Below are 24,370 nucleotides of genomic sequence, written 5' to 3'. Positions count from 1 at the left end.
CTCTTTGTGCCTATCGTTGAAATAAACTCTCCTTATGGGTATAATATAAAGAAACTACCAATACCTCAAAGGAGGGATTTTATGATAGAACAGCTCATTGCTGAAGCAACCGAATGTGATTTCAAAGTTGCACTTGAAATAAAGAAACCCAAAAGCTGGTTAAAAAGTGTCAGTGCCTTTTCCAATGGAATCGGCGGCACTCTGTTTTTCGGGGTCTCTGATGACCGGAAGCCTATCGGCTTGTCTGATGTTCAAAAGGATGCTGAAGCGATCAGCCGCTTAATCAAAGAACGTATCACACCATTACCGCAGTTTATCTTAAAGCCATTGCAGGAAGATGGTAAAAATCTATTAGCTCTGGAGGTTTCTCCCGGCCGCAGCACCCCATATTATTACAAGGCAGACGGCGTAATGGAAGCATATATCCGTGTTGGAAATGAAAGCGTAATTGCCCCTGATTACATTGTGAATGAACTGATCTTAAAGGGAACCAATCAGTCCTTTGATACCCTAACAACAGACGCGGTAAAAAAGGATTACAGCTTTACACTTCTGGAAGCAACCTATCTGGAACGGACCGGTCTCCGCTTTGAGCCATCCGATTATGTTTCCTTTGGTTTGACTGATAAAAATGGACTCCTGACCAATGCCGGAAAACTCATGACCGATCAGCACACGGTTTATAACTCCCGTATGTTCTGTACCCGGTGGAATGGCTTGGAAAAAGGCTCTATCTTTGATGATGCGCTGGACGATAAAGAATACGAGGGAAATTTGATTTATTTACTGAACAGCGGCAGTGAATTTATTCGCAATAATTCCAAAGTCCGTTTTGTCAAAAAGGCACAGTATCGTGTAGACAAGCCGGATTATGCTGAACGAGCTGTGACAGAGGCTCTTGTCAATGCGCTTATCCATCGTGATTATATTGTGCTTGGCAGCGAAATCCATATTGATATGTTTGATGATCGGGTGGAAATCACATCTCCGGGCGGTATGTTTGGCGGCGGCTCAATTCAGGAATACGATATTTACAGTATCCGTTCCATGCGACGAAACCCTGTGATTGCTGACCTGTTCCACCGCATGAAGTACATGGAACGCCGTGGAAGTGGCCTACGCAAAATCGTCAGTGAAACCGAAAAGCTGCCTGGATACACAGAGGCATATAAGCCCGAATTTTCCTCAACAGCGACAGATTTCAGAGTCATCTTGAAAAATGTAAACTACATCATGTGCGGTGCTTCCGCACATGATACAGCACATGATGCCGCACATGATACATCTGTGATCAGCAAACAAAACTTGCTATTGGAATTTTGTGCAGACCCTAAAAGTCGAGATGAAATGCAAGCATATATTGATGTTTCCAGCCGTTCTCACTTCAGCAAATATTACCTCAAGCCTTTATTATCTTCTGGTAAACTTGAAATGATGTTTCCAGACAAACCCAAAAGCAAAAACCAGAAATATACTACCGTTCATTCCAAATAACCAAGAAGCAGGGCATTGGGTCTCATCTCCCATTGTCCTGCTTCTTTTTCATTCCAAATTATATTCACATCATTTACCCATACACCCAATCCTGTATCGCAAATTTCAAACTCTGCACCTTTCCCAGCAGCCAGATCGCAGCCAGCGGCAGCCCCATCGGGCTAATCAAAAATGCCATAATCAGCAAAATTGCACCATTCTGCGGGGAATAGGTAATAAGCACAGCCACGCCAAGTAGAGCAATTACCGTGCTGAGCAGACCAAGCACCAGACCAGATATGTAGATCAGCCCCATGCAGAGCCAGACAAAAAGCGTCAACACCAAAACGACCGGTGCAGTTACAATCATCAGCAAGCATTTCAAAATCTTCATTCCAGTTCCTCCCTCCAACGCTCCAGATGCCGTTTGCACAGGGCATCCGCTTCTCTCTCATCATCTTCCGTCACTTCCCGTTTTCCTTTGGTCAGTTCAATCTCCAGATAAGTCCGGTAATCATCGGCTAAGAGGTCGAACAGTTCCTTGGGAGTATGGCATACCTCGCCAGAGCAATAGTGAAAATCTTGGTCAAATTCAACTCTTACACATCCATGGCGGCTGATATAAACTTCTATGGTCTCGTCTGCGGTCAGGTAATCCGCAAAAATCTCCAGTACCTTTTCAAAGGTCAGCATCTGTTTTCACTCCTTTGCTACGCTTCTTATTCTACTCATATTATCCGGTACGGACAGGCAAAAGACAAGGATACCGCCAAAAAGAAAAAGCGGAGGAAGGTGCGGCGAAGAAACGCCGTTCCTCCCTCCGCAAATGGAGTATCTATCCCTGTTATGAAAGTTTGGAGAGTTGGGTAAGGATTTCCTTCACACCCTCCCACAGTTGTTCCTGCCGCTGGGATATATCCTCCAAGTCAGCATTATAAACCCGCCCGGTCTCATGCACTTTGCGGGTCAGCTGATTCAAGTTGTTGCTGCTTCGACGCATCAGAGAGACCAACTCCTTCAGCTCCGGCAGTTCCAGCTTGACCACATAACCATCCAGCGCCATTTTCCGCAGATAAGCGCTCAAATTCTCTGTCCCGTATTGCTGCATCTTTTGATGGATCAGTTCCAGTTCTTCTGCGGACACCCAAAACAAAACCGGTACATCCCGCTTGCGCTTTGCCATGGTTATCGCTCCGGCTCCCGTTTTTTCGGGGCGGCAGACTTATGGGCGGGCAACTCCTGTTTGAGCTTATCCCGTACTGAGGGACGGGACGGTTCCAGTTTTTCTCTCTGGGTACGGCTGCGCTGCTGTTCTTCACGCACCAGATCAATAAAACCATCCAGCACAGCAGGGTGGCTGTTTAAGGCATAACCACAACGGACGGTTTCGGGATTATCGTTGGGAATGGTCTTGGCCCATTCTTTGTTGCGTCGGGAGTAACGCCCATCCCAGTCCTGAAGCTGGACCGTGTTAGACAGAACCATAGACACACGCTCCATGCCATAGGTCTCGATCACACCCTTTGCCGCATCGTGGCTGAGATACATTCCGTCGAAGTGCTCCCGCACCGCCGCTTCAATAGACTCCTTGCATTGGCGATTTACATTGTTGGAAGCTCGGTACTGCTCCAGCTCCCCATGTTCTCTCGCATAGGCAGCTGAATGGGGATAGATCGGTGTTGTTCGCAGTTCCTCTTTGGCTCTGCACACATCGTCGGCACGGCTTTCAATGCTGTCCCGGATCACATCCATATAGCCGGTCTCCAGCTTTTCAAAATAGCGGTACACATCCGCCAGCGGAGAGGGAGATTCCAAAAGTGCCTGAGCCTGGGTGTCGGTCAACTCCAGTTCCTCCATTGCCATCACGATGTCCTCGCGGATGGTGTACTCATAGGCATGGTTTAAGACTTCTTCCGGGGGCTGGCTTTTCAGCCAGTCCCGGAACTTGTCCTGTTCGGCAGCCATCTTTTCATAAAGGGCTGTATTCAGATCGTTAGTATTCATGTTATCGCACCTCCTCATGCTGTTTTGGTTTCTTGTCTGTACTACGGGGTTGCACCGGGCGTTTTAGGGTATCCAGCACCGAAGGCCGTGTGCTTTTGGCAACAACAGACTCGGTGTGTGCCTGCCCCTTTCCGTCGATGTTCAGCAAAGTATCCAACTCCACCAGACGGGCGTTTTTGCTTCTCAGTTCTTCTTCATAAAGGAATGGCTTTCCGACTTCCTCCTTTGCGGCAGCCTGCTGCTGATAGAGGTTATCCAGCTGGGCCTTTGCCGCCTCCAGACGCTGGGGCATCTGGGCGAGGGCATTGTCGATACGGGTAAGATTTCCGCGAGGGTCTGTACCAAGGGTTGCCCGGTGGGTCATCTGTCCTTTCAGCAGGAGCGTATATTCCTGTTTCCAGGCGGAAAATTCCACGGACATGGCATAACCCCAGTAGCTGCCGATCTGCACCGGATCGGAGGTTTTGACCTCCTTGCAGGCATCCAAAAGAGCTGCACCAGCGTTCTCCTTATCGGTCAGCAGGTCTCCACGAATCTCCATACCGGCAAAGCCGTCCTCTGGGTGCGGGTGAGCTGCCAAAACCTCCAGATCGGATTCAAAGCCCTTGATAAAGCCTTTGTGCTTTTCAATCTCCTCCGGGAAGTATTTGAGCAGCTGGTCCTCCAGACGATACTGCTTGCTCTGGTGGTCGGCTTTCATCAGCTTTAGGCGGGATACCTCCACATCCAAATCCATACGCTCCTTGATACGGGGGTCTCCGGCACACAAAGCCTTGATCTCTGCAAAACTGAGGGCGGTTTCATCCACATCATCGCAGGAGCGCACCGGCGATTTAGAAGTCATGATCTGGCTGATGAATTTTTGCTTATTCTCCACCGTCTGCCAGAGGTATGCGTCAAAGGTTCCTTCGGTCACATAGCGGTACACATGGACAAGGGGATTCTGGTTGCCCTGTCGCTCGATACGGCCCTTGCGCTGGGCAAGGTCTCCCGGTCTCCACGGACAGTCCAGATCATGAAGTGCCACCAGACGGTCCTGTACATTGGTGCCTGCGCCCATCTTGGCGGTGCTGCCCATAAGTACACGCACCTGACCGGTACGGACTTTGGAGAACAGCTCCTTTTTACGCACCTCGGTATTGGCTTCATGGATAAAAGCGATCTGGTCGGCAGGCATCCCCTGGGCAATGAGTTTCTGACGAATATCGTCATATACCGTAAAGACCGGTTCCTGCTCCGGCAGGGGTACAGCGCTTTCCAATGCATGAAGCAGTGGATTATCCAGCGTTTTCGCCGCCTTACTTGCAGGGGCTTTTGCCTGCGGGGTAGAAATGTCGCAGAATACCAGCTGGGTCAGCTTGTCAGCTTCTCCATCCCGCCAGATCTGCATGATGTTTTCCACGCACTGATTAACCTTTGTGCCGGGTTCATCCGGCAGCATCTGGTTGACGATCCTCTGGTCCAGCCCCAGCTTGCGGCCATCCGAGGTAATCTTGAGCATATTGTCCTGAGACGGGTCAACGGTTCCGCTGTGTACCAGCGATGCGCGCTCCGAAAGGGTCTTGACCATTTCCTGCTGATGTTCGGTAGGCTGCGCCACGATGTTGTGGTATTCCACCTCCGGGGTGGGCAGGTTCAGTTGGTCGGCGGTCTTGATGTCCGCCACTTCTTTGAACAGGTTCATCAGCTCCGGCAGATTAAAGAACTTGCTGAATCTCGTTCTTGCCCGGTAGCCGGTGCCTTCCGGTGCCAGCTCCAATGCTGTGACGGTCTCTCCAAATCGGGAAGCCCAGCAGTCGAAGTGGGTCATGTTCAGTTCTTGCAGGCGTTCATACTGAAGATAACGCTGCATGGTGTAAAGCTCGGTCATGGAGTTGCTGACCGGGGTGCCGGTGGCAAAAATCACGCCACGGTTTCCGGTGATCTCATCCATATAGCGGCACTTGGCAAACATATCGGAGGATTTCTGCGCGTCCGATGTGGAAAGACCAGCCACATTCCGCATTTTTGTGTATAGAAACAGATTTTTATAGTTGTGGGCCTCGTCCACAAACAAACGGTCCACACCCAGCTGCTCGAAGGTTACCACATCGTCTTTTCGCCCTTCGGCTTGCAGCTTTTCCAGTCTGGCTTCCAGAGACTTTCTGGTACGCTCCAGCTGCTTGACGGTAAAACGCTCGCCGCCACTGGCCTGTACCTCTGCAATCCCCTCAGTGATCTCGTCGATCTGTTCATAAAGAAGCCGTTCCTGACGCTCCCGGCTGATGGGGATACGCTCAAACTGACTGTGCCCCATGATAATGGCATCATAATCACCCGTCGCAATACGAGCGCAGAACTTCTTTCGGTTATGGGTCTCAAAGTCCTTTTTTGTGGTAACTAAGATATTGGCGGAAGGATAGAGACGCAGAAACTCCGACGCCCACTGCTCGGTCAGATGGTTTGGAACCACAAAGAGAGATTTCTGGCACAGTCCCAGGCGTTTGGCTTCCATCGCAGCGGCCACCATCTCAAAGGTTTTACCTGCGCCTACTTCGTGTGCCAACAGGGTATTTCCTCCATACAGCACATGGGCGATAGCGCTTTTCTGGTGTTCCCGAAGGGTAATGGCTGGATTCATGCCGCCAAAAGTGATATGGCTGCCATCATATTCACGGGGACGGGTAGAGTTCATTTCCTCGTTGTACTGGCACACCAAAGTCTGGCGACGCTCCGGGTCTCTCCAGATCCAGTCCCTAAAGGCTTCCCGGATCGCCTGCTGTTTTTGGGCAGCCAGGGTGGTCTCCTTGGCGTTCAGCACGCGGCGCTCTTTTCCGTCTGCGTCCTCTATGGTGTCATAGATACGGACATCCCGCAGGTTTAAGGAATCCTCCAGAATCTTGTAGGCGTTGGCGCGGCTGGTCCCATAGGTGGTATAAGCTGCCACATCGTTGTAGGATACAGAAGATTTCCCCTTGATCTGCCATTCAGCGGTAAAGGACGAATAGTTGACCTCGATACTACGCTGGAGATAAAACGGGGTATTAAAGGTCTCATACATAAATTGCTGGATATATTCCTTGTCAATCCAGGTAGCGCCCAGACGCACCTCAATCTCCGACGCATCCAGGTCTTTGGGCTGGGCGGCGGTAAGAGCTTCCACATTGACTGCATAAATCGGGTCCTGCTGTGCGGCCCGTTGCGCCTGACGCAGTTTGCGGCGTACATTGCCGGAGAGGTATTCATCAGCAGTCACATAATGGGGTGTGCCGTCTTTCTCCAGCTGTCCCGGTACACGGAAGATTACGCCTTGCAGCTCTCCGGCCAGTTCTTCTTTTGTTTTTCCGGTAAGCTGGCTCATATAGTCCATATCCACGCAGGCTTTTTCCGAGATGGACACCGCCAGTGCTTCACTTGCCGTATCCACCACAGCCACCGCCTGATGGGGCTTGATGGTCCGCTTGGTGAACATATCTGCCTTGCGTTCCAGCTTTCCGTCCTCGTCGATGACTTCCAGCGCACAGAGCAGGTAATAGGAAGAATCGTCTGCATAGGCCAGACGGTTTGCACGGTCATTGATGAGACCGTATTTGGAAGAAAAGCTGTCATAGAGACTGTTCAGTTCCGCCTGCTTCTCCCGAATGGTGCTGTCCGGAACCGCTGCATCCATCTGAAGGTCGATCAGTTCCTGCACACAATCACGCAGTCCCACAAGACCTTTTACACGGGCTTCGGCGGTGGCGTTGAGGTCAGGGCGCACCATACGGCTGTTTTCCCGGTAGTACACCTGCCCGTCTACAATGGCATAGGAATAGTTCTTCACATTGGGGTCGGCAGGAATGGAGGTGTCAATAGCTTCGCCTTCGCCCAGCTCCGGCAGCTCTGCCTCCTGATAAGTGCCATGAATGTACTTCACAGCATCATGCAGCTGGTCGGAAAGCTCCAGTCCCTCGATAGGGTTCACGGTGTAGTCCATACCATGAGCAGTGCTTACCGGCTCCTGTCTGCCCAGCACCATTTCTGGGTGGTCGATAAAATACCGGTTGATGGCAAACCCGTCCTCCGTCTGTCCGGTCTGGGTCCATTCCGGCACAATGTCCAACGGGCGGTCCCGCTTTTGGAGGAAGATGATGTCCGATACCACCTCGGCACCGGCATTCTTTTTGAACGCGTCATTAGGCAGACGGATAGCTCCCAGCAGCTCGGCACGCTGGGCAAGATAGCGGCGCACGGTGGAATCCTTGGCGTCCATGGTATATCGAGAGGTCACAAAAGCTACCACACCGCCGAGACGCACCTGATCCAGTGCTTTGGCAAAAAAATAGTTATGAATACTGAAATTCAGCTTGTTGTAGGCTTTGTCGTTGACCTGATACTGACCGAAAGGTACATTGCCGATGGCAAGGTCAAAGAAGTCACGCCTATCGGTGGTCTCAAAGCCGCCTACTGTGATGTCCGCCTTGGGATAGAGCTGCTTTGCGATGCGCCCGGAAACAGGGTCCAGCTCCACGCCGTACAGACGGCTGTTTCGCATTTTCTCCGGCAACATACCAAAGAAATTGCCCACACCCATAGATGGCTCCAGAATATTTCCGGTCTCAAATCCCATACGGTCCACCGCTTCATAGATGGCCTGAATGACCGTAGGGCTGGTGTAATGGGCGTTGAGGGTAGAGCTTCTGGCGGCGGCATATTCCTCCGGGGTCAGCAGTTCTTTTAGCTGGGCATACTCTAAAGCCCATGCCGGTTTCTCCGGGTCAAACGCATCAGAGAGACCGCCCCAGCCCACATATCGAGAAAGAACCTCCTGCTGTTCGGGGCTTGCCTGCTGTCCGGCAGCTTCCAGCTCTTTCAGCAAACGAATCGCATTGACATTTGCCTGGAACTTGGCTTTCGGACCGCCCTCACCCAAATGCTCATCTGTAATGCGGAAGTTTTTTGCATTGCGGCGCAGGTTAGCCTTGTATTCCTCATAAGATGCTTCCTCGGCAGCTTTGGCATTGGGAAAGGTCTGCCACTGGCCATTGACCTGAATGGAAACCGGGTGTTCGTCCAGCACTTCCTCAAAGGTTTTCTCCGGCTCAGTCACAGGGGCTGGCGGCTCCGGCTCCTCGATATGCAGTCGTTCCACCACCACATCATAAGGCAGATTGTTCTTATCGCCCGGATAGACGGCCATGGTCTCGGAATGGAAGGTCGGGGATTCGGTAGCCGGTTGGGGCTGTTCCTGTCCAAAACCGTCCTGCTGACGGGCATACATCCCGCGCAGCAAAGGCGCAACCTCATCCCAGCGGAAATACAGCATAGCCAGACGCTTTTCCTCTGCATCCATGATTTCCAGCTCTATGCCCTGTGCCGTGGTACGGTAATCGGCAATATCGCCAGTCTCCAGATTCAGTGTCTCGATCTCACCGGAATAGGCTCTGCTCAGCCAGTAGGCGATCTCGCTGTTGCTCCTGCCGGATTGCAGCAGCGTGGAAATCTGCTTTTTATCCGCTTCATCCATCAATCCATGAGCCAATACATCCCGCAAGTCCTGATCTGCCTTGTCCGGGTCAGTAGGAAGAAACTCGGTATAGTAAGCATTGCGGCGGTCTGCCCGAAGCAGCTGCTCGAACTGTTCTTTGCGCTCTGCCCGGTAGATGGGATATACCATCCCGGTGGGCAGAAGCTGTACGGTGTCCTCCTGCAGCTCTGTGATCTGATAGGCGTCATCCTCGATATACACGGTATCGCCCACGGCATAGACCGGGGCGGCTGGGTCATAGGAGGTTCTTTGCGGAATTGGGCGGCGAACTGCGTCATATTCCTCATCGGAAATGGAAACTTTGGAAGTCTGCTCGGCATCTGACATCACCTGTTGGATAAACGGATCATTGTCCAGTTTTTCCGGGTCTGCCACCTGGCCGTTGACGATCCCTCTTTCCTCCAGAGCTTCCCGGATGGCGATTGGGTCGATGTCGTCAAAACGGTCCTGTTCTTCTTCGGTATAGAACCGGTCCTCCTGAATGAGCTGGGCAAGCCTACGCTGTACCTTCGGCCAGGGCAGCTGCGTTTCCTCCGGGCTGCCGGCACGGACAACGAACAGGCTGTTGCTGTTACTGCCGCCGTATTCCTGAGCCAGCCATGCGGCGGTATCTTTTTCTCTTGCATGGTCTTTCATATAGCGGACAACAGCGTGTTTACTCTCGATATTGCCGTTCCATGCACAAAGGGCAGTATCAATATCTTCCTGAGAAAGAGGGCGCAGAAGCTCATGGAGCTTTGGATAGGTCTCGTCGATCACTTCCCGGTGTAAACGCTGACGGAACTCCGGCACATCCGAATAGAGTCGGATCAGCTCCATATCCTTAGAACCAAGAACCGCACGGCGCACAGCGGCATTGCCCTCGATGACAGCATTTTCACGGTCAGAATGACCGCAGGCATTGCGATATGCGGTATCCTCGGAAATGGCGGCAGTCACCACAGGCTTATACTGCTCAAACTGCTCCCCAAGGGTAGGCTTTGGTGTTTCTTCATCCACCTCCGGCTGCTGTGTTTGAATGGCATCTTCTTCTGCCAGTTCCTTTTCAGCCTGGATTTTGTCATACTGCGCCTGTTCCTGTTCGGTAAGATAGCGGTCTTTCTGGACAAGTGAGGTAATGCGCTTGGCAACCTTTTCCCAGTTCAAGTGAACATCCGGGCAGTCCTGCTTTTTATAGTGCAGTCCTTTCCCATCGTGATCTTCGCCGCTGTGTGTTGCACCGGACAAGGCATGAGAGCGTCCGCCAATGCCATACTCGTCTTTGAGGAATCTTACTTTCTCCTTATCCGTATGGTTTTCCATGAAGAACGCATAGATACGGCCTTTTCCTCCGGCGAAACTGCTTCCGCCGGTCATGGCGGCGTCGATCTCATCCTCGGTAATAAAGTGCTGGACGGTTGGCACTTTGGAAAGCTCTGAAGAAAAGGTCCTGCGGGGCAGGTCAAGGTCCTTCAGGTTCTCCCAGATCTCCCTCGGTCTATGATAGTGAAAACGCAACAGGTCACGGTCCTGCTGATAGGCAGTCCAGAAGGCAGCGTATTCTTCCTTGAGGGTCTGGCGGAAAGCCGGGTCACTCAGCTGCTCCGTCAGGCGGCGGGTCTCCTCTGGGAAACCATTGCCTTTGATCTCTGACAGGCAGGACAAATATCCGGCTTCTCTGGCGTCCTCACTGAGATCGTGATACAGATGCCAGAGCTTTTTCGAGAGGAGGGAGCGTTCATAGCCTGCCGCTTCTGCAAGCTCCACATTGGAGGCAAACTGGCCGCTTTCCAAAAGCTCCCCGATACGCTCTGCGGCGCTCTCCCAGGAAATGACCTGAGCAGACCTGTCATAACGGACAGACTTCCCATGGGAAAGATGGATACCATCCTCGGCATACCATGCGCTCACACTGCCAAGGCCATTGCCGCCGTGGTACAGCGTTTTCAGTATCTCGGCAATCTCAGCGGTGGTTTTCTGCTTTTCAAAGGCTGCAACCACACGCTCCCTTTGACGGTCTGTATTGCCGCCCAAACGCAGCACATGGTCAATATCATTTTGGGCAAAAGAAAAAGCAGAGGATGTATGCGCTACATTCTCTGCTTCATCTATGGATTGGATCTGTTCCGCTTCGGAGAGGAACAGGTTTAGGGTCAGCTGTTGATAAGCTCCGCCATCAGGATTTCCTCGGCCTGAGCTTTGCAGGTGTTCATCAGCCCCACCCACTTCATGGGATCGCTGGCTTTCAGTTCCTCGGTGGCTCCCGCTTCCTTCGCCAGCTGGGGCATCATCTGATCCAGTCTGCTCTGGGCGGTCTCGTCGATCTCCAGAAGGTGCGGGTACAGCTTCTCGCTCAGCAACATCTGGTTGTAGAGGATGGGACGATGTTCCTTCAGGTAGGTTTTCCTCATCCTGCCGTACTTGCCCAGGGGTTTCTCCGGCTGCTGGCTCAGCTTCAGGTCGGGAATCAGATAGTCTCCGTTCTGGATATAGGTCATGGGATTGTTCATCTTGTTTGCTCCTTTCTTGGTTGGCTTCGCGCTCTGCATTTCGGACGGTAACGCCGATCTGCCGCAGCACCTGCTGGTTGATCTGGCTGACCGCTGTTCCCAGCGCCCCGATGGTGGACGGGGTATTGAAATCAAAGATTGCCATGAAATCTTCGTGGTCGAAGTAGCGTTCCGGCTCCAGTCCGCAGCGGGACATCAAAGCGTAAGTGATGCTGACGGTGGCTGCTGCCTTGAACTGTACTCCGATGTTAAACTCATCATATTCCTCCAAAAAGGAACCGTCAACGATATAGAAGAAGTCCTGCTGATGCTCCGTCCAGTATTCCTCAGCCAGTTTTCCGGCTACCTCGGTGAGCTGTCCGGCAAGGTCATCACCGGAAACATCATAGGTGCGCTCAAGCATGGCCTGCACCGAATCCAAATGGCGCTCCTCCAGCTGCCACAGCCAGGGAGTGCGGGAATGTTCACGGGTTCCGGTGTCGGAAATATCAAAAACATAGCGCAGGCGAGGTCTGTCCCCGGAATCGTCCACCAGAGCGATTCCCTTGGAGCCGCGCCTTACATACCGGCCCATCTTTTCATTCCACAAATCGTACTCTGCACAGGCGGTAGCGTCCGGGCGCTGGGCGTAGATCATCAGCTGCTCATAGAACGGGTACTTGTAAAGTCGGGCTGCCGTAGTAAGGAACCCTGCCCATTCCTGCCAGCTTCCAGTGAGTTGCGTTGCCACTTTCTCCGCCATCTGTGCATATAGTTCAGCTTTGGTTGGCATAGTGTTCTGTCCTCCTTTCAGTTTTGGGGTAAAAAGTGGGGTAGCATATTGCCACCCCATCCCTGCGACTATGGTGTTTACTGCTCAAAATCCGGGTACAACTCCAGCTCGGCAAACTCGGCATCACTCATGGCCTGGAGCTTGCCCAGTGCGCTGTCTGTCAACTCCCGCAGCTCGGTTTCCTCCGGGGCCAGCTCGCCGCGCATCTCACGCAGGCTGTCGATCAGTCCGGTGCGGCTGCCGGTATTGTAAATGCACATCAGGTTCATTTCCTCAAAAGTAAAGTTTCCCATATCAAATCTCCCTTTCCGCACTCTTTTTTGGCGCTATCTTTTTGTGTTCTGCCTTGGGCTGGCTTTTCAGCTGCTCCATGACGGACTTTTTCTTTTCCCGTTCCTCCCGATGGGCAGCGGCAGCCAGATCCATCAGGGAAATGGGCTGACCGCTGCGGGCCTGCTGTTCCAGCTCTGCCACCGTAGGCTCTTTTGCGCCATTGTTGATGATACCGTCGATCATGCCGTAATCATCCTCCACGGCCATCTCCGCATTTTTCAGCGGATTTTCTGGCAGGAATCCGGGGATCTGGGTAAAACCAACACTGTCACAGTAATGACAGGATACCTTACCATCCTGCTTGATCGCAACGATGTCACTGACACTCATAGAAGGACTGTGAAAATCCGCCGGTTTTTGCAGATTAAACTGCTCATATAGTTTTTCCAGCTGCTCCGGTACCGTGCCAGACTCCCTCAGCGGAGCAGTGTAAATGAGATTATAATTGCTGCGCTCTATGGATATATCATGGGACTTTAGCCAGTCCAGATTCATAAAGCGCACATTCTGCGGATCGTCACGGCTCACCTGATAGATAGCAAAGCAATCTCTGTTCTGGGATAGAAATGCCTGTTCGCGTTCCTGCTGATGTTCCTGACGCTCCATGACCTTTTCGTGGAACTGAGGGCTTTTCTCCCATTCCTCACGGTCCACGCCAAAAAGACCGCCATGATCCATGATTTCCTGCGGGTCAAACACCATGCTCTCCGTATTGTCCTCATGCAGCACATAGACGGTCAAACCAGCGGCATCCAGTTCCAGCGCCCGTTCTCTGGTGACAGGGAGCATCCCATCATAGAAGTAGCCGTATTCCTGCATATCCGGTGTGGATACCTGCTCATCAGGCATAGGGTATTCATCCAGCGCCTGCTCTTGTGCTTCCGGCAGCTGAGAAGAAGCAGCCATCTGACTGGCCTCTGCCTGCATCTGCTGGTAGGCAGCTTCCTGCAAGGTCTCAATCATGGACAACGGTGCGTATTTTACCGAGTCTCTGCCCAAATCGTTGTCATCACAAATCTGGAGAACTGCCTTCATGCGGGAAATCTCCGGCATATCCAGCTGACCACCATCCAACTCTTTCATGGACGCGGCATCGTAAAGGGTATAGTCCCAGCCGCTGTCACAGGACTGGATATGAAGATAGGTGGCATCGTCAATCAGAAACAAAGCCTCCTGCTGGTTGGCATCCGCCCCCAGCACTTCCATTTCCGGCATTGCCGCAGCCAGTTCCTTTACCGCTTTTTGCACCAGAGGATTATCACGGTAATAGTCGATTGCCTGGATGGTGTCCAGGTCAATGGTCTGGCCGGTCAAAATCGGAAAAGGTCCTTCATAGTCGCTTCCGTCTTTCAGCTCAAAACCAATGCCCTTGATCCCGTTCATTCGCTCTGCTGGAATCTCCTGATAAATGCGGACAGCTTCCTCCAAAGACAGGTTATCGTGGTATTCTCCGAGGTTTGGAAATTCCATGCACTCTGCTACATAGTAGGTCAGATCGCCGGTCGGCAGCCTATCAGATACCTTAATGGCATCTGCTGGCTGCTCTATCGGGGCGGTTTCCGGCTCTACCTTTGCATGAGGGTCGATTCCACGCTCTTTGCAGATTTCCTTATAGTGGCGCTCAATGTCGGAGATCAAAGTGCCGGAGGTTTTGTTGATGGTCTCCAAACTGGCTCTCAGCTCTTTCAGCTCTTTGCCCTGGCTCCAGCTTGCAATATAGCCAAAGCTGTTTTCTCCTGTCTCAATTCCAAAATATTTGCAGACTGCATAGGAGATGCTTTCAGCCTCCACTTCTTCCGTGTGACGGTTTTTGATTGCCTGTTTTTCTGCGGTTACATCTTCCTCAACTGCAAGACGCCATTCAAACTGATTTTCGTCCACATAACGCCAATCCATATCAGAAGCAAACTGTTCGGCTTCTTTTTCTGTGGCAAAATCCAACTTGAAATCATGCTTGGTTCCACCTTCACTCTCCTGCACAACCTTCCATAACGGTAGCATTTCATATTTTTTAGGGTCATGGAGCTTGCTGTGGGCAATCTCGTGTACTGTGGCTGAAACCGTCTGAACCTCACTCATGCCCTGACGAATGGCAATTTTCTGATGATCAGCAGAAAAATAGCCGTCCGTATCTGCGGCCATTGCTTCAAAAGTAATCGGCACCGGTGCGCTGCGGCGCAGGGCCTCCATGAATGCCTCATAATTTGGCACATTGCCGGAAAGGGATGATGCAAGCTCAGGCAAAGGTTTCCCGTCGGTCTGGCTCACATCAAAGACCTTGACCGGACGAAACATGGGGATCTCGATTTCTTTTTCCTCTGTAACGATCTTTCCGTCTTTATCCAAAATCGGAGCCTTGGTATCCGGGTCCAGCTTCTGCTCCTCGATTTTCTTCTTATACGGTGTCGGGGCAATGATGGTAATGCCATGCTCGCCCTTTTTTACATGACGCTCAAACTGGTCTTTCCACTTATTGTATCCGGCTACCAAAGTGGCATCCGGCTTCTGCATATAGATGAGCATGGTGTTGTTTACCGAATAGCGGTGAAATCGGGACATGACGGACAGATAGCGCATATACTTTTCACTCTCAAACAGTTCTTTGATGCCCTGCTCGATGCCATCTGTGATTTCCCTTAGCCGTTCTCGGTTGGTGGGTTTGTTCTCTGCCATGATTTTCAATCTCCTTTCCAAGTGTGTGATTTCTGCTGTGTGTTCTGCAATCCATGCCTTTTGTTCTTCTTCACTTTCATAAAGAAAAAGGTCCAGCAGGTACTCTACATAGGCTTTCTTCTGGATTGCTTCCACAAAACGGGGGTGCGGTTCTTCCTCCGGTGTCCTGGGAGAACGGTCGGCTTCCCATTTTTTCAGCAGATAGTAGTAATCGGACAGTACGCGATAACAGCGCTGTCGATCCTCCCGAAACTTCTGTGCCTCGGTTTTTTGCCGGACATATCTCCTGCGGGGCGGGGCCTGACTGTCATAGATCAGGCCAAAGTCCTGTGCCAGTTTCTCCGCCGCTTCTTTTGGGGAGAGGTTAAAGAGCTTTGCGGTAAAGTCGATCACATCCCCATCTGCACCGCAACCAAAGCAGTGGAACCGCTGGTCTACCTTCATGCTGGGGTTCTTATCATCGTGAAAGGGACAGCAGGCCATACCATTTCGTTTGACCTCGATCCCATAAAACGCTGCCGCTTCTCTGGTGCTGACCGACTGCTTGACCGCTTCAAATACATTCTCTGCCATGTGCCTTTAACTGCCGGACTTTTTCACAGGGGGCTGGTATCCGGCGGCTTTCGCACGCTCACTGGCAGCTTTGCGACGCTCGGCGCTGTATGGCTCCCGGACTGATACACACCGCTTGGGGACGGTAAAGTTATGGGCGTCCTTTCGGATGATCTGGTCGGGGTGCTTTTTTGCCAGCAGTTCCAGCTTCTCCATCAGATGGGGATCGTGGGTGTAGACCTCAGCCATTGGTTCTGCCTGGTTATAGAGGAGAATGGTTTCCCGTTCCACTAAAGAGAGCTTCATCGGCTGCCTCCTTTCCGCTGGTCAAATTCCAGCTTGAAGTTGGCATACTGTCCATCGTCCTCCAAAACCACAGTGGCATCGTAGGTCTTGCCGGTTTTCTCCGAATATAACCCCGTCACACGGACACGGCCATCGTTCAGCAGCGCAGACACCACAGCCTTGGTCGGCTGTTTTTTCTTGGCAGCCCACCATTTGTTGTTTTTCCAGATTGCAAATCTGCAAGAATCATTCTGACAGAAGAAGCCTTTTTGCAGTTCTGCAACTTCACCGCCGCAGCGAGGGCATTTGCCCACCACCTCGTGGGGCGGAGTGAACAGGTACTCAGTTCCCTTGATGACCTGATAAGTCCCCACCAGATCTTTCAGCATGGTGCTGATCCCGGCCAGAAACTCCTCTGAGGCAAGCTGCCCGCGCTCGATCTCTCCCAGGCGGTACTCCCACTCGGCAGTCAGAAGCGGCGATTGCAGTTGTTCCGGCAGCACTGTGATAAGGGAAACTGCATCGTGGGAAGGGAGAAGCTGCACCGTTTTCCTGCTCTTTTTTCGTTCCAGAAAACCAGCAGATACCAGCTTTTCCAAAATACCGGCACGGGTGGCCGGTGTCCCCAGACCTTTTCGCTCAGCATCCTCCGGCATATTCTCTTTTCCGGCAGTCTCCATTGCGGACAACAAGGTATCCTCCGTAAAGTGCTGAGGTGGACTGCTTTTACCTTCTTTGACGATTGCCGCAGCAACCGAAAGGGTCTGGCCTTCGGTCAGCTCCGGCAGAGCTTTCTCTGCGCCCTCTTTTTTCGGCTCTGCATCCTTCATTTTGGTACGGTAAGCGTCCTCCAATGCTTTCCATCCGGGATGCTTCACCGTTTTTCCTTTTGTGGTAAACTCCCCACCGGCACACGCTGCAATCACAACGGTTTCCGAATAGATATGGGGTTTGGCTACGGCGCACATCAGACGCAGGGCCACCAGCTCCAGCACCGCTTTTTCTCCCGCAGGAAGGGCAGAAAGGTCTGCATCCTTGAGATTTCTGGTAGGGATTACTGCGTGATGGTCGGTTACTTTCTTATCGTTGATGACCGTATGCGGATCACAGGTAATGGCGATCCCTTTGCGAAACGGCATAGCACTGGCAACCAGATTCACCAGCACCGGCAGGCTGTCTGCCATATCACCAGTCAGATAGCGGCTGTCAGTACGGGGATAGGTGCAGAGCTTCTTTTCATACAGACTTTGCAGATAGTCCAGGGTCTGCTGGGCTGTAAATCCAAGCAGGCGGTTGGCATCTCTTTGCAGAGTAGTCAGGTCATAGAGGGCAGGCGGCTTTTCAGACTTTTCCTTGCACTCCACCTTTTTGATTATGACATTTGCACCCCGACAGGTTTCTTTCAGCTGCTTAGCAGCGGCCTTATCCGCCATGCGCTCCCCAGATACGGTAAGACCGGGCAGCTCCAGCGCCACGGTATAAAAGGGAATCGGCTGAAAGGTGTCGATCTCAGCTTCTCGCTGAACAATAAGCGCCAGCGTCGGGGACATCACGCGCCCGATGTTGAGGGTTCGGTGATACAGCACGGAAAAAAGCCTTGTCGCATTGATCCCCACCAGCCAGTCGGCCTTGGCACGGCAGAGGGCAGCATCCCGAAGTCCGTCATAATCCGCACCGGGGCGCAGGTTTGCAAAGCCTTCCCTTATGGCAGAGTCCTCCATCGAAGAAATCCAGAGCCTTTTCATCGGCTTCTTGCAACCTGCCAGCTCATAGACGCTACGGAAGATCAACTCGCCCTCGCGTCCGGCATCGCAGGCATTTACCACCTCCGAAACATCCGGGGCATTCATCAGCTTTTTGAGAATATCAAACTGCTTTTTCTTATCCTTTCCCACCACCATCTGCCAATACTCCGGCAGAATAGGCAGGTCATCATATCGCCACTTGGCATACTTGGGGTCATAGCTGTCTGCATCCGCAAGACCGGCCAGGTGGCCCACGCACCAGCTGACACGCCAGCCGTTGCCCTCCAGATACCCGTCCTTACGGACGGTTGCGCCGATCACCGCCGCCAAATTCTGGGCAACTGATGGTTTTTCGGCAATTACCAATTTATGTTGAGCCATGATGGTTCCTCCTCTCTTTGAGCCATCGGGACATTTCCCGGTGACAGATACCTACGCAGGGTCTTCCATAATTCCCGCAACCATAGCAGGGGTGGCTGTGGGGCAAAGAAGAAGGACGGGAAGTTTCCTTCCCGCCCTCCGGCCTGCGTGTCATCATGCGTTCATAGGGACTGTCTGTGAAACGGGTCATTTCACACTGTCCTCATCATCTTCTTCTGTGCTGCCCCCGTCAGCATCCGGTTCTTCCGACTCCTCATCCTCGGTTTCCCATTCCTCGGAATCTTCCTCTCCATAATCATAATCGTCCAGACTGTCATTACCCTTGGTCTTAGGCTTGTTCTTAACGAGCTTCAAGTAGGCAAATACGCCACCGCCACCAAGCAGAGCCAGCAAAAGGACCAGCGCAGCCGGGTTCAATCCGGCAGGCTTCTCCTTTTCCGGCTCCGATGTTTCTGCCGGAGGTTCCGGTGCTTTGCCCGTACATTTACTCTTATCAGTTGCGCAGACCGGGCAGGCCGTATTGACTGCCCCTGCTTCACATTTTGTTGAACAGCTGCATACCGCAGGCATCTCCTCTTTGGGTTTTCCATCTTCCATCAGCGCCGCAAGGTCTGCATCGTCCACCTGATTCAGAAAGTGAACAGCAGTCTCCTTGTCCTCATTCGCCCTATCAATCAGGATGTAAAAGTAATTTCCAGCTTTGGTCGTAACAGTAATAAGCTGCTTATTGCCTCCAAAATCATCCACCAATGCCGCATTCCCCTCCGGTGTAAGTGCCGGTGCCGGTTCTGTTTCTTCCACAATCACATTGCTGTCATTGGTAGAATCCTCTGCCGGTGCCGCCGGTGCCTGTTCTGACCCCTGTGCGAAAGCAGGGATCGTAAAGCCAAATGCCACAACCATTGTCAGGCAAAGGGCGGAAAGTGTTTTGCAAATTCTTTTATTCTTCATAAGCGGTAACCTCCTGATTATTTGATTCCGACAGTGCTGTATCTCTGCCGTGGTTCATTCCACCGGAAAGCATAGCGTTCAGCTGTGCTGGAGTCATGCGTAGCGCACGAACCATCTGAACGATTTCCAGATTCTCTGCCTCCGTTTTCTGTGCTTCCAGGGTCTTGAGCTTTTCCTGATATTCCGCAATCTTCTCACGGGTTTTCTCAATTTCCTGGTCGATACGTTCAATTTTATTTTTTGCCATAACCGTTCACTCCTTTCCACAAAGTCTGTTACCAGTTCATCAGGCCGTAGCCCTTAATACTTTGATAATTCAGGTCATAACTTTTGATCTTGCAGGCATCGCCGGAATTTCCCTCCACCGTATAAACACGGCTGCCATCCGTACCGATCACGATACCCACATGGTCTGCTGTCCCATCTAAATCCCAATCAAAGAAAATTGCATCTCCGGGAGCCAGATTGTTATAGCCTCTTGCACCCCATTGTCCATGAGACTGGAACCACGGAACGCCCTGCCACTCACAGCCTGCAAAGCGCGGTTCACTTTTTCCAGCCTGGTTATAACACCAGGATACAAAGCAAGCGCACCACTCCACGCGGCTGTCAAAGCCATACCAGCTCCAATAAGGATAGCCGCCCACATTGCCGACCTGACGCTTGGCCAGCTCCACCAACTGCGGATTTCCGGGACGGGTTCCATTTACAAACTGTACACCGGTCAAGTCCTCGGAATTACTCATGTCAGGGGAACCACCGCCAAACAACAGCGGCTTATTGCCCATGGTCTGCCGGTAAACCTGATACATTTCCATCTGCTCCGGGGTCAGTAACTCCGACGCCACAGCGGAAATGGGCTTGCTGGTGAGTTTCACATTCAAAATGTAATACTCATAGGGGACTTCTTCTGAGGTGGTCTCGCCGGTCTCCGGGTCGGTGGAGGTCTCCGTGCGGTAGCGAATCTCCACTTCTTCAGTAAGCGTCAGCTGATACTGTGCTGCAAACACACGCGCCAGCTCTGCCTGAGCGCTCTGCCGGGTGTAGCCTTGCAAAACGGCAGACAGAAATGCTGCCAACTCATGAGGGTCATGACCGATCATACCAAGGTCATAGCGATACTCGTCATACCCTGGGTGGCTGCTTTCTATGTTGTCGATTTCCTCCTGCAACTGGGCTTCTCTGGCTGCATAATCTGCCTCCACCGCCAGCATTTCCGGGTCATCCGACGGATAGGTGGTGCCGGAGAGGACGGAACCGATGCTCTGCGCCATCATGGAGCAGGAGGACATGGTATTCATCAGCATACAGGTAATGAGGAACAAAACCCCTGCCATCAGGAAACCCTTCTTGTGGCGCATGACGAATGCCCCTGCCTGCTGTACCTTTTCTTTTACCGTCCTTGCGACTTTTCCGGTTTTGGATGTAGCCTGGGCGGTATTTCCGGCAGTCTGACCGGCGTGTTTGGCGGCGGCATACTGCTTTTTGATGGCCTGCTTTTGCTGCCAGCGGGAAAGAGGGTTGCTGGCAAACTGGGGATTTTTCTGCAAAGATTTCTGGTACAGAACATTTACATTTGCCTTTTCCAGTTGACGCTCTGCCTGGGCTGCTTTGCGGTACGGCTTCAGCTTGTGGCTGCAATAGCCCTCCCGCACCAGATAAGCGCCGGTCTCCACCGCTTCCTCGGACTTGTGGGCGCTTTCCACGCCCACATTGTCCTGCTCTGTTTCCCGGATCTCTTTGTGGAGCTTGCCTGCGACCAGATGGACGGGAGCTTCCCTGACTCCTTGAGAAACTTTGGAAGGTGGCTTTTTCTTGTCCTCAAAGGTCAGCTTCGAGGTCTTTTTTCCGGTATCCGGGTCAATGACCGTCTGCCTGACCTTTTTCTTTGGGATATTGGCCTGCGCCTTATCTGCTCTGGCCGCAGCTTTCTCCGCTTTACGGATCGGCTTTTCCAGTGCAGGATCAGACCGTTCCTCATCAGTAAAGCGCAGGCGCGGCTCTTTATTCAAACCATTCTCCCAGCATGAGGGAGGACATCATGTAGTGCAGCTCTGCATAAATGGCCATTCCCACAGGATCGTTGAACATACAGCCGGACAGGTAGGCATAAAACTGTGCCACCACATCGGACAGGATCTTCGCCTCTGTTCCTTCCAGAATCAGGCCGCCCATACCTTCTTTAGCACGAATGGCGCTCCAGACCTCTGCCAGACGGAGAAGCCCCACCTGACCGGTCTCATTCAGTTCGGCTGCCTGATCTGCCGCCGTGCGGCACTCACTTACCGCATCGGCCATTACCGTAAGCAGCTGGCTGCGCTGGGCATTTACCGCCCTGTCAAAAAACATCAGCGGGTTTTTATTCAAAATGTTGGGGTTCATAATCATTCATCCTCCTTTTTCAATTCTTGAGGTTTGGTGGTCATAATGCGGTAAAGTTCGGTGTTCTTCGGGAAGTGGTCTACAAACGGCAGGATCGTGGAGCCATAGAACAGCAGGCCCTCGCCCTCACCGGAGTGGGTCACATAGCTAAGCTGGTGCGTGGAAATCCCCAGTTGCTTCGCCAAAATCTGACGGTCTCCGCCTGCCTGGTTAAGCATATACACGAAGTCCGAGTTTTCAAAGATGTTCTCTACCTCGCGGCTGCTCAAAAGGTCTTTGACATTCTGGGTGATACCTGTCGGAATACCGCCCCATTTTCTGAATCGCTTCCAGATTTCCACCGTATAGGCGGCGGTCTGCTCCTCCTTCAAAAGCAGGTGCATCTCGTCGATGTAGTAACGGGTGGACTTGTGGGCGGCACGGTTGATGGTAACGCGGTTCCATACCTGATCCTGAACCACCAGCATACCGATTTTTTTAAGCTGCTTGCCCAGTTCCTTGATGTCATAGCAGACAATCCGGTTATCAATGTCCACATTGCTCTGATGATTGAACACATTCAAAGAACCCGTTACATAGATTTCCAATGCCGTTGCAATGTACTGAGCTTCCTTTTCCTCCTGTTCCCGAAGCAGGTTATACAGATCCTCCAGTATGGGCATATTCTCCGGGCGCGGGTCATTGAGATAGGTCTGATAGACCAGACGCACACAGCGGTCAATGATGGTTTTCTGCACCGGCTGTAAGCCCTCCTTACCGCCCACGATCAGCTCACACAAGCTGAGGATAAAATCAGATTTGAGGGACAGTGGGCTTTCATCATCCGAGTAGTCCAGGTTCAGGTCCATCGGATTGATGTAGTTGGCAGAGGTAGGCGAAATCTTGATGACCTGCCCATGCAGACGCTCAACAAGAGGTGCGTACTCCGCTTCCGGGTCACAGATAATGACATCATCACTGGTAAGCAAAAAGCAGTTGGCGATTTCTCGTTTTGCGCTGAAGGACTTACCGGAACCCGGCGTACCCAAAATCAAGCCGTTGGGGTTTTTCAGCAGCTTTCGATCCACCATGATGAGGTTGTTGGACAGGGCGTTGATGCCGTAGTACAGAGCCTCTTTGCCGTTCTGGAATAATTCCTGTGTGGTGAACGGTACAAAGATAGCCGTAGAACTGGTGGTCAGTCCTCGCTGGATCTCAATCTGATTGAGTCCCAGGGGCAGACAGCTCATCAGCCCTTCTTCTTGCTGGAAGTCCAACCTGGTCAGCTGACAGTTATACTTCTGGGCAATGGAGCCTGCCTGGAAAATGTTGTTGCCAAGCTGACGGGGATTGTCCGCTGTGTTCAGCACCAGAAAGGTCAAAAGGAACATTCTCTCGTTGCGGCTCTGCAAATCCTGCAAGAGTTTTTTCGCTTCACTGCCGTAAGTAGCAAGGTCAGATGGAATGATGTCCATGTCGTATCCGGCACGAACTGCTTTTTTCTGTTCCTCGATCTTACTGCGGTCAAGGTCGGTAATCTTGCGCTTTACCGTTTTGATGGCTTTCACCTGATCCACCGACTGAATGTGCATACTCACAATGAGCGAGCTTTCCATATCCAGAAAATCAGCCAATAGACGGTCATTCAGCTCCGGTGCGAGAATCTGCAAAAAAGAAACAGCCCCGTATTTCTTGCCCATACGGAACTGCTTGCCGGTGCGGAACTCAAAGGAGCTTGGTGCAATAAAATCCTTTGTGGACAGACCGGAAGGAGCCAGCCAGTCCCATTCAAACTGAAACGGGAGCTGTTCATCCATGTGGAATACCGCATGAAGCTGAGAAAGCCTTTCTTTACCGTCCAGCGTTCTGGCAGCTACACCAAGACGCTTGAAGTTGTTGAGTATATCGGTCTCAATACGCTCCAGACGGGGCTTGGCGGCTTTGATGCTGTCTGCGTCGATACCAAAGGTCAGGTATTTGGTCTTGATGAGGCCGTTGTTACCTCTGGCCAGCTGATTTTGCAGCATTGTGGTATATTCCTCGCGGATACTGTCAAAGGCATCCCTCTGGGGCGGGATGGAAATGGAGTTAGCAAAGGTCTCCTCCGATGCCGCAAGGTTCAAAAAAGACAGCTGGAAATGAATCGAGCTGTCAAAATAATTGAGGAAATCACACCAACCCTCAAAGATTGCCGTCTTATCTTCGTTTTGGGAGAGCTGATAGTTGATGTCCTGAAACTGAATGGTCTTTGTGTAGTGGCTGTCCGATATGCGGCAGATTCCGTCCGGCCACATCCGTTCATAAGGGATACTGTCCTGCGCAGATTTTCCTTTTTTGTCCGTGCGGTTGGCGCGGACAATGGCCGCGTCGATCTGCTTCTTATCGGCGCGGGACAGCTTTTTCTTTGTCTTTACCGGCTGCACAGTTTTTTCCTCGGTTTTCCCGAACATCCGATGCAGCCATTTTTTTATTGCGGTGAACAATGTCATACACCTCCTTATCGAGCATTTCCTGCCGCTTTAATACGGCATAAAAGTTATTGGTCTGGTAGGGACGCTGCTTGGGACGGATCACAGCTACTTTGAGAATGTTGCCCACGATCTTTTCCAGGGGCTGTCCATGCTTTTCGTACATAGCCAGCATAAAGAAGGGCAGCATAACCAGCATCATACACATAGCCGCTACACTGTTTCCGGTAGGTTTTCTGAGCAAAAAGAAAAGCGGTACGCCAATAAGCGCTCCGCCCGTGAAGCAGATAAGCTGCCGCTTGGTCAGATTGAACATGACCTTTGTTTTGACTTTTGTTAAGTCCTTGGGTACGGGTACATAAGCCAATGTGGAAACC

Annotated in this window: 19 protein-coding genes; 2 read left to right on the top strand and 17 right to left on the bottom strand. The window is 51.9% G+C overall.

Annotated features, from left to right (window positions below; genetic code table 11):
* The first annotated feature begins 81 nt into the window (after positions 1-81).
* Positions 82-1,494, top strand: a complete 1,413-nt coding sequence (locus tag ACSAMM_RS13180; RefSeq protein WP_008728404.1) for an ATP-binding protein — start codon at positions 82-84, stop codon at positions 1,492-1,494.
* A gap of 73 nt (positions 1,495-1,567) precedes the next feature.
* Here the strand turns inward: ACSAMM_RS13180 and ACSAMM_RS13175 are convergent, their stop codons facing one another.
* From ACSAMM_RS13175 to ACSAMM_RS13150, 6 genes are all read right to left on the bottom strand, one after another.
* Positions 1,568-1,867 (bottom strand): CD1845 family protein, encoded by a 300-nt coding sequence (locus ACSAMM_RS13175; protein WP_008728403.1) that lies wholly within the window; start codon positions 1,865-1,867, stop codon positions 1,568-1,570.
* A complete protein-coding gene (locus ACSAMM_RS13170; protein ID WP_008728402.1) occupies positions 1,864-2,166 on the bottom strand; it encodes a hypothetical protein in 303 nt (100 codons plus the stop codon). The genes ACSAMM_RS13175 and ACSAMM_RS13170 overlap by 4 nt, the downstream gene beginning before the upstream one ends.
* A gap of 151 nt (positions 2,167-2,317) precedes the next feature.
* Positions 2,318-2,662, bottom strand: a complete 345-nt coding sequence (locus ACSAMM_RS13165; protein WP_425518628.1) for a plasmid mobilization protein — start codon at positions 2,660-2,662, stop codon at positions 2,318-2,320.
* A complete protein-coding gene (locus ACSAMM_RS13160) occupies positions 2,659-3,477 on the bottom strand; it encodes a DUF3849 domain-containing protein (RefSeq protein ID WP_008728401.1) in 819 nt (272 codons plus the stop codon). The genes ACSAMM_RS13165 and ACSAMM_RS13160 overlap by 4 nt, the downstream gene beginning before the upstream one ends.
* 1 nt (position 3,478) lies before the next feature.
* A complete protein-coding gene (locus ACSAMM_RS13155) occupies positions 3,479-10,285 on the bottom strand; it encodes an SNF2-related protein (protein ID WP_457792191.1) in 6,807 nt (2,268 codons plus the stop codon).
* A gap of 830 nt (positions 10,286-11,115) precedes the next feature.
* The gene (locus ACSAMM_RS13150; protein WP_243002536.1) at positions 11,116-11,472 is read right to left on the bottom strand and encodes a TnpV protein; all 357 of its coding nucleotides are present in this window, start codon (positions 11,470-11,472) and stop codon (positions 11,116-11,118) included.
* On the opposite strand from ACSAMM_RS13150, the gene ACSAMM_RS13145 reads away from it, so the two are divergent.
* Positions 11,459-12,226: a hypothetical protein gene (locus tag ACSAMM_RS13145; RefSeq protein WP_243002535.1), complete on the top strand. Its 768-nt coding sequence runs from the start codon at positions 11,459-11,461 to the stop codon at positions 12,224-12,226. The genes ACSAMM_RS13150 and ACSAMM_RS13145 overlap by 14 nt on opposite strands.
* Before the next feature lie 95 nt (positions 12,227-12,321).
* Here ACSAMM_RS13145 and ACSAMM_RS13140 read toward each other — a convergent pair whose 3' ends face one another.
* The 11 genes from ACSAMM_RS13140 to ACSAMM_RS13090 are packed head-to-tail and all read right to left on the bottom strand — an operon-like array spanning position 12,322 to position 24,360.
* Positions 12,322-12,537: a transposon-transfer assisting family protein gene (locus tag ACSAMM_RS13140; protein WP_055270031.1), complete on the bottom strand. Its 216-nt coding sequence runs from the start codon at positions 12,535-12,537 to the stop codon at positions 12,322-12,324.
* A 1-nt stretch (position 12,538) separates the two neighbouring features.
* Positions 12,539-15,823, bottom strand: a complete 3,285-nt coding sequence (locus ACSAMM_RS13135) for a YodL domain-containing protein (RefSeq protein WP_117441252.1) — start codon at positions 15,821-15,823, stop codon at positions 12,539-12,541.
* Positions 15,824-15,829: 6 nt separating this feature from the next.
* Entirely contained in the window at positions 15,830-16,108 is a 279-nt protein-coding gene (locus ACSAMM_RS13130) for a hypothetical protein (RefSeq protein WP_002576228.1), read from the bottom strand.
* On the bottom strand, positions 16,105-18,213 hold the full coding sequence (locus ACSAMM_RS13125; protein ID WP_117441251.1) for a type IA DNA topoisomerase: 2,109 nt from the start codon (positions 18,211-18,213) through the stop codon (positions 16,105-16,107). The genes ACSAMM_RS13130 and ACSAMM_RS13125 overlap by 4 nt, the downstream gene beginning before the upstream one ends.
* Complete coding sequence (locus tag ACSAMM_RS13120) at positions 18,200-18,403, bottom strand: hypothetical protein (protein WP_117441250.1); 204 nt, start codon at positions 18,401-18,403, stop codon at positions 18,200-18,202. Before ACSAMM_RS13120 ends, ACSAMM_RS13125 begins: the two co-directional genes overlap by 14 nt.
* The gene (locus tag ACSAMM_RS13115) at positions 18,400-19,164 is read right to left on the bottom strand and encodes a DUF4366 domain-containing protein (protein ID WP_110436576.1); all 765 of its coding nucleotides are present in this window, start codon (positions 19,162-19,164) and stop codon (positions 18,400-18,402) included. The genes ACSAMM_RS13120 and ACSAMM_RS13115 overlap by 4 nt, the downstream gene beginning before the upstream one ends.
* On the bottom strand, positions 19,154-19,411 hold the full coding sequence (locus ACSAMM_RS13110; protein ID WP_009003366.1) for a DUF4315 family protein: 258 nt from the start codon (positions 19,409-19,411) through the stop codon (positions 19,154-19,156). The genes ACSAMM_RS13115 and ACSAMM_RS13110 overlap by 11 nt, the downstream gene beginning before the upstream one ends.
* A 28-nt stretch (positions 19,412-19,439) precedes the next feature.
* Positions 19,440-21,176, bottom strand: coding sequence for a CHAP domain-containing protein (locus ACSAMM_RS13105; protein ID WP_457791771.1), 1,737 nt, complete (start codon positions 21,174-21,176; stop codon positions 19,440-19,442).
* Positions 21,169-21,552, bottom strand: a complete 384-nt coding sequence (locus tag ACSAMM_RS13100) for a DUF3851 domain-containing protein (RefSeq protein WP_040005130.1) — start codon at positions 21,550-21,552, stop codon at positions 21,169-21,171. Before ACSAMM_RS13100 ends, ACSAMM_RS13105 begins: the two co-directional genes overlap by 8 nt.
* On the bottom strand, positions 21,549-23,948 hold the full coding sequence (locus tag ACSAMM_RS13095) for a VirB4-like conjugal transfer ATPase, CD1110 family (protein ID WP_117441248.1): 2,400 nt from the start codon (positions 23,946-23,948) through the stop codon (positions 21,549-21,551). Before ACSAMM_RS13095 ends, ACSAMM_RS13100 begins: the two co-directional genes overlap by 4 nt.
* The gene (locus ACSAMM_RS13090) at positions 23,905-24,360 is read right to left on the bottom strand and encodes a PrgI family protein (RefSeq protein WP_009272665.1); all 456 of its coding nucleotides are present in this window, start codon (positions 24,358-24,360) and stop codon (positions 23,905-23,907) included. Before ACSAMM_RS13090 ends, ACSAMM_RS13095 begins: the two co-directional genes overlap by 44 nt.
* Positions 24,361-24,370 lie beyond the last annotated feature (10 nt).

It is taken from the genome of Anaeromassilibacillus sp. SJQ-5, assembly GCF_054108045.1.
The sequence above is the reverse complement of the archived record's forward strand: the minus strand, read 5'-3'. Positions and strand labels throughout refer to the sequence as shown.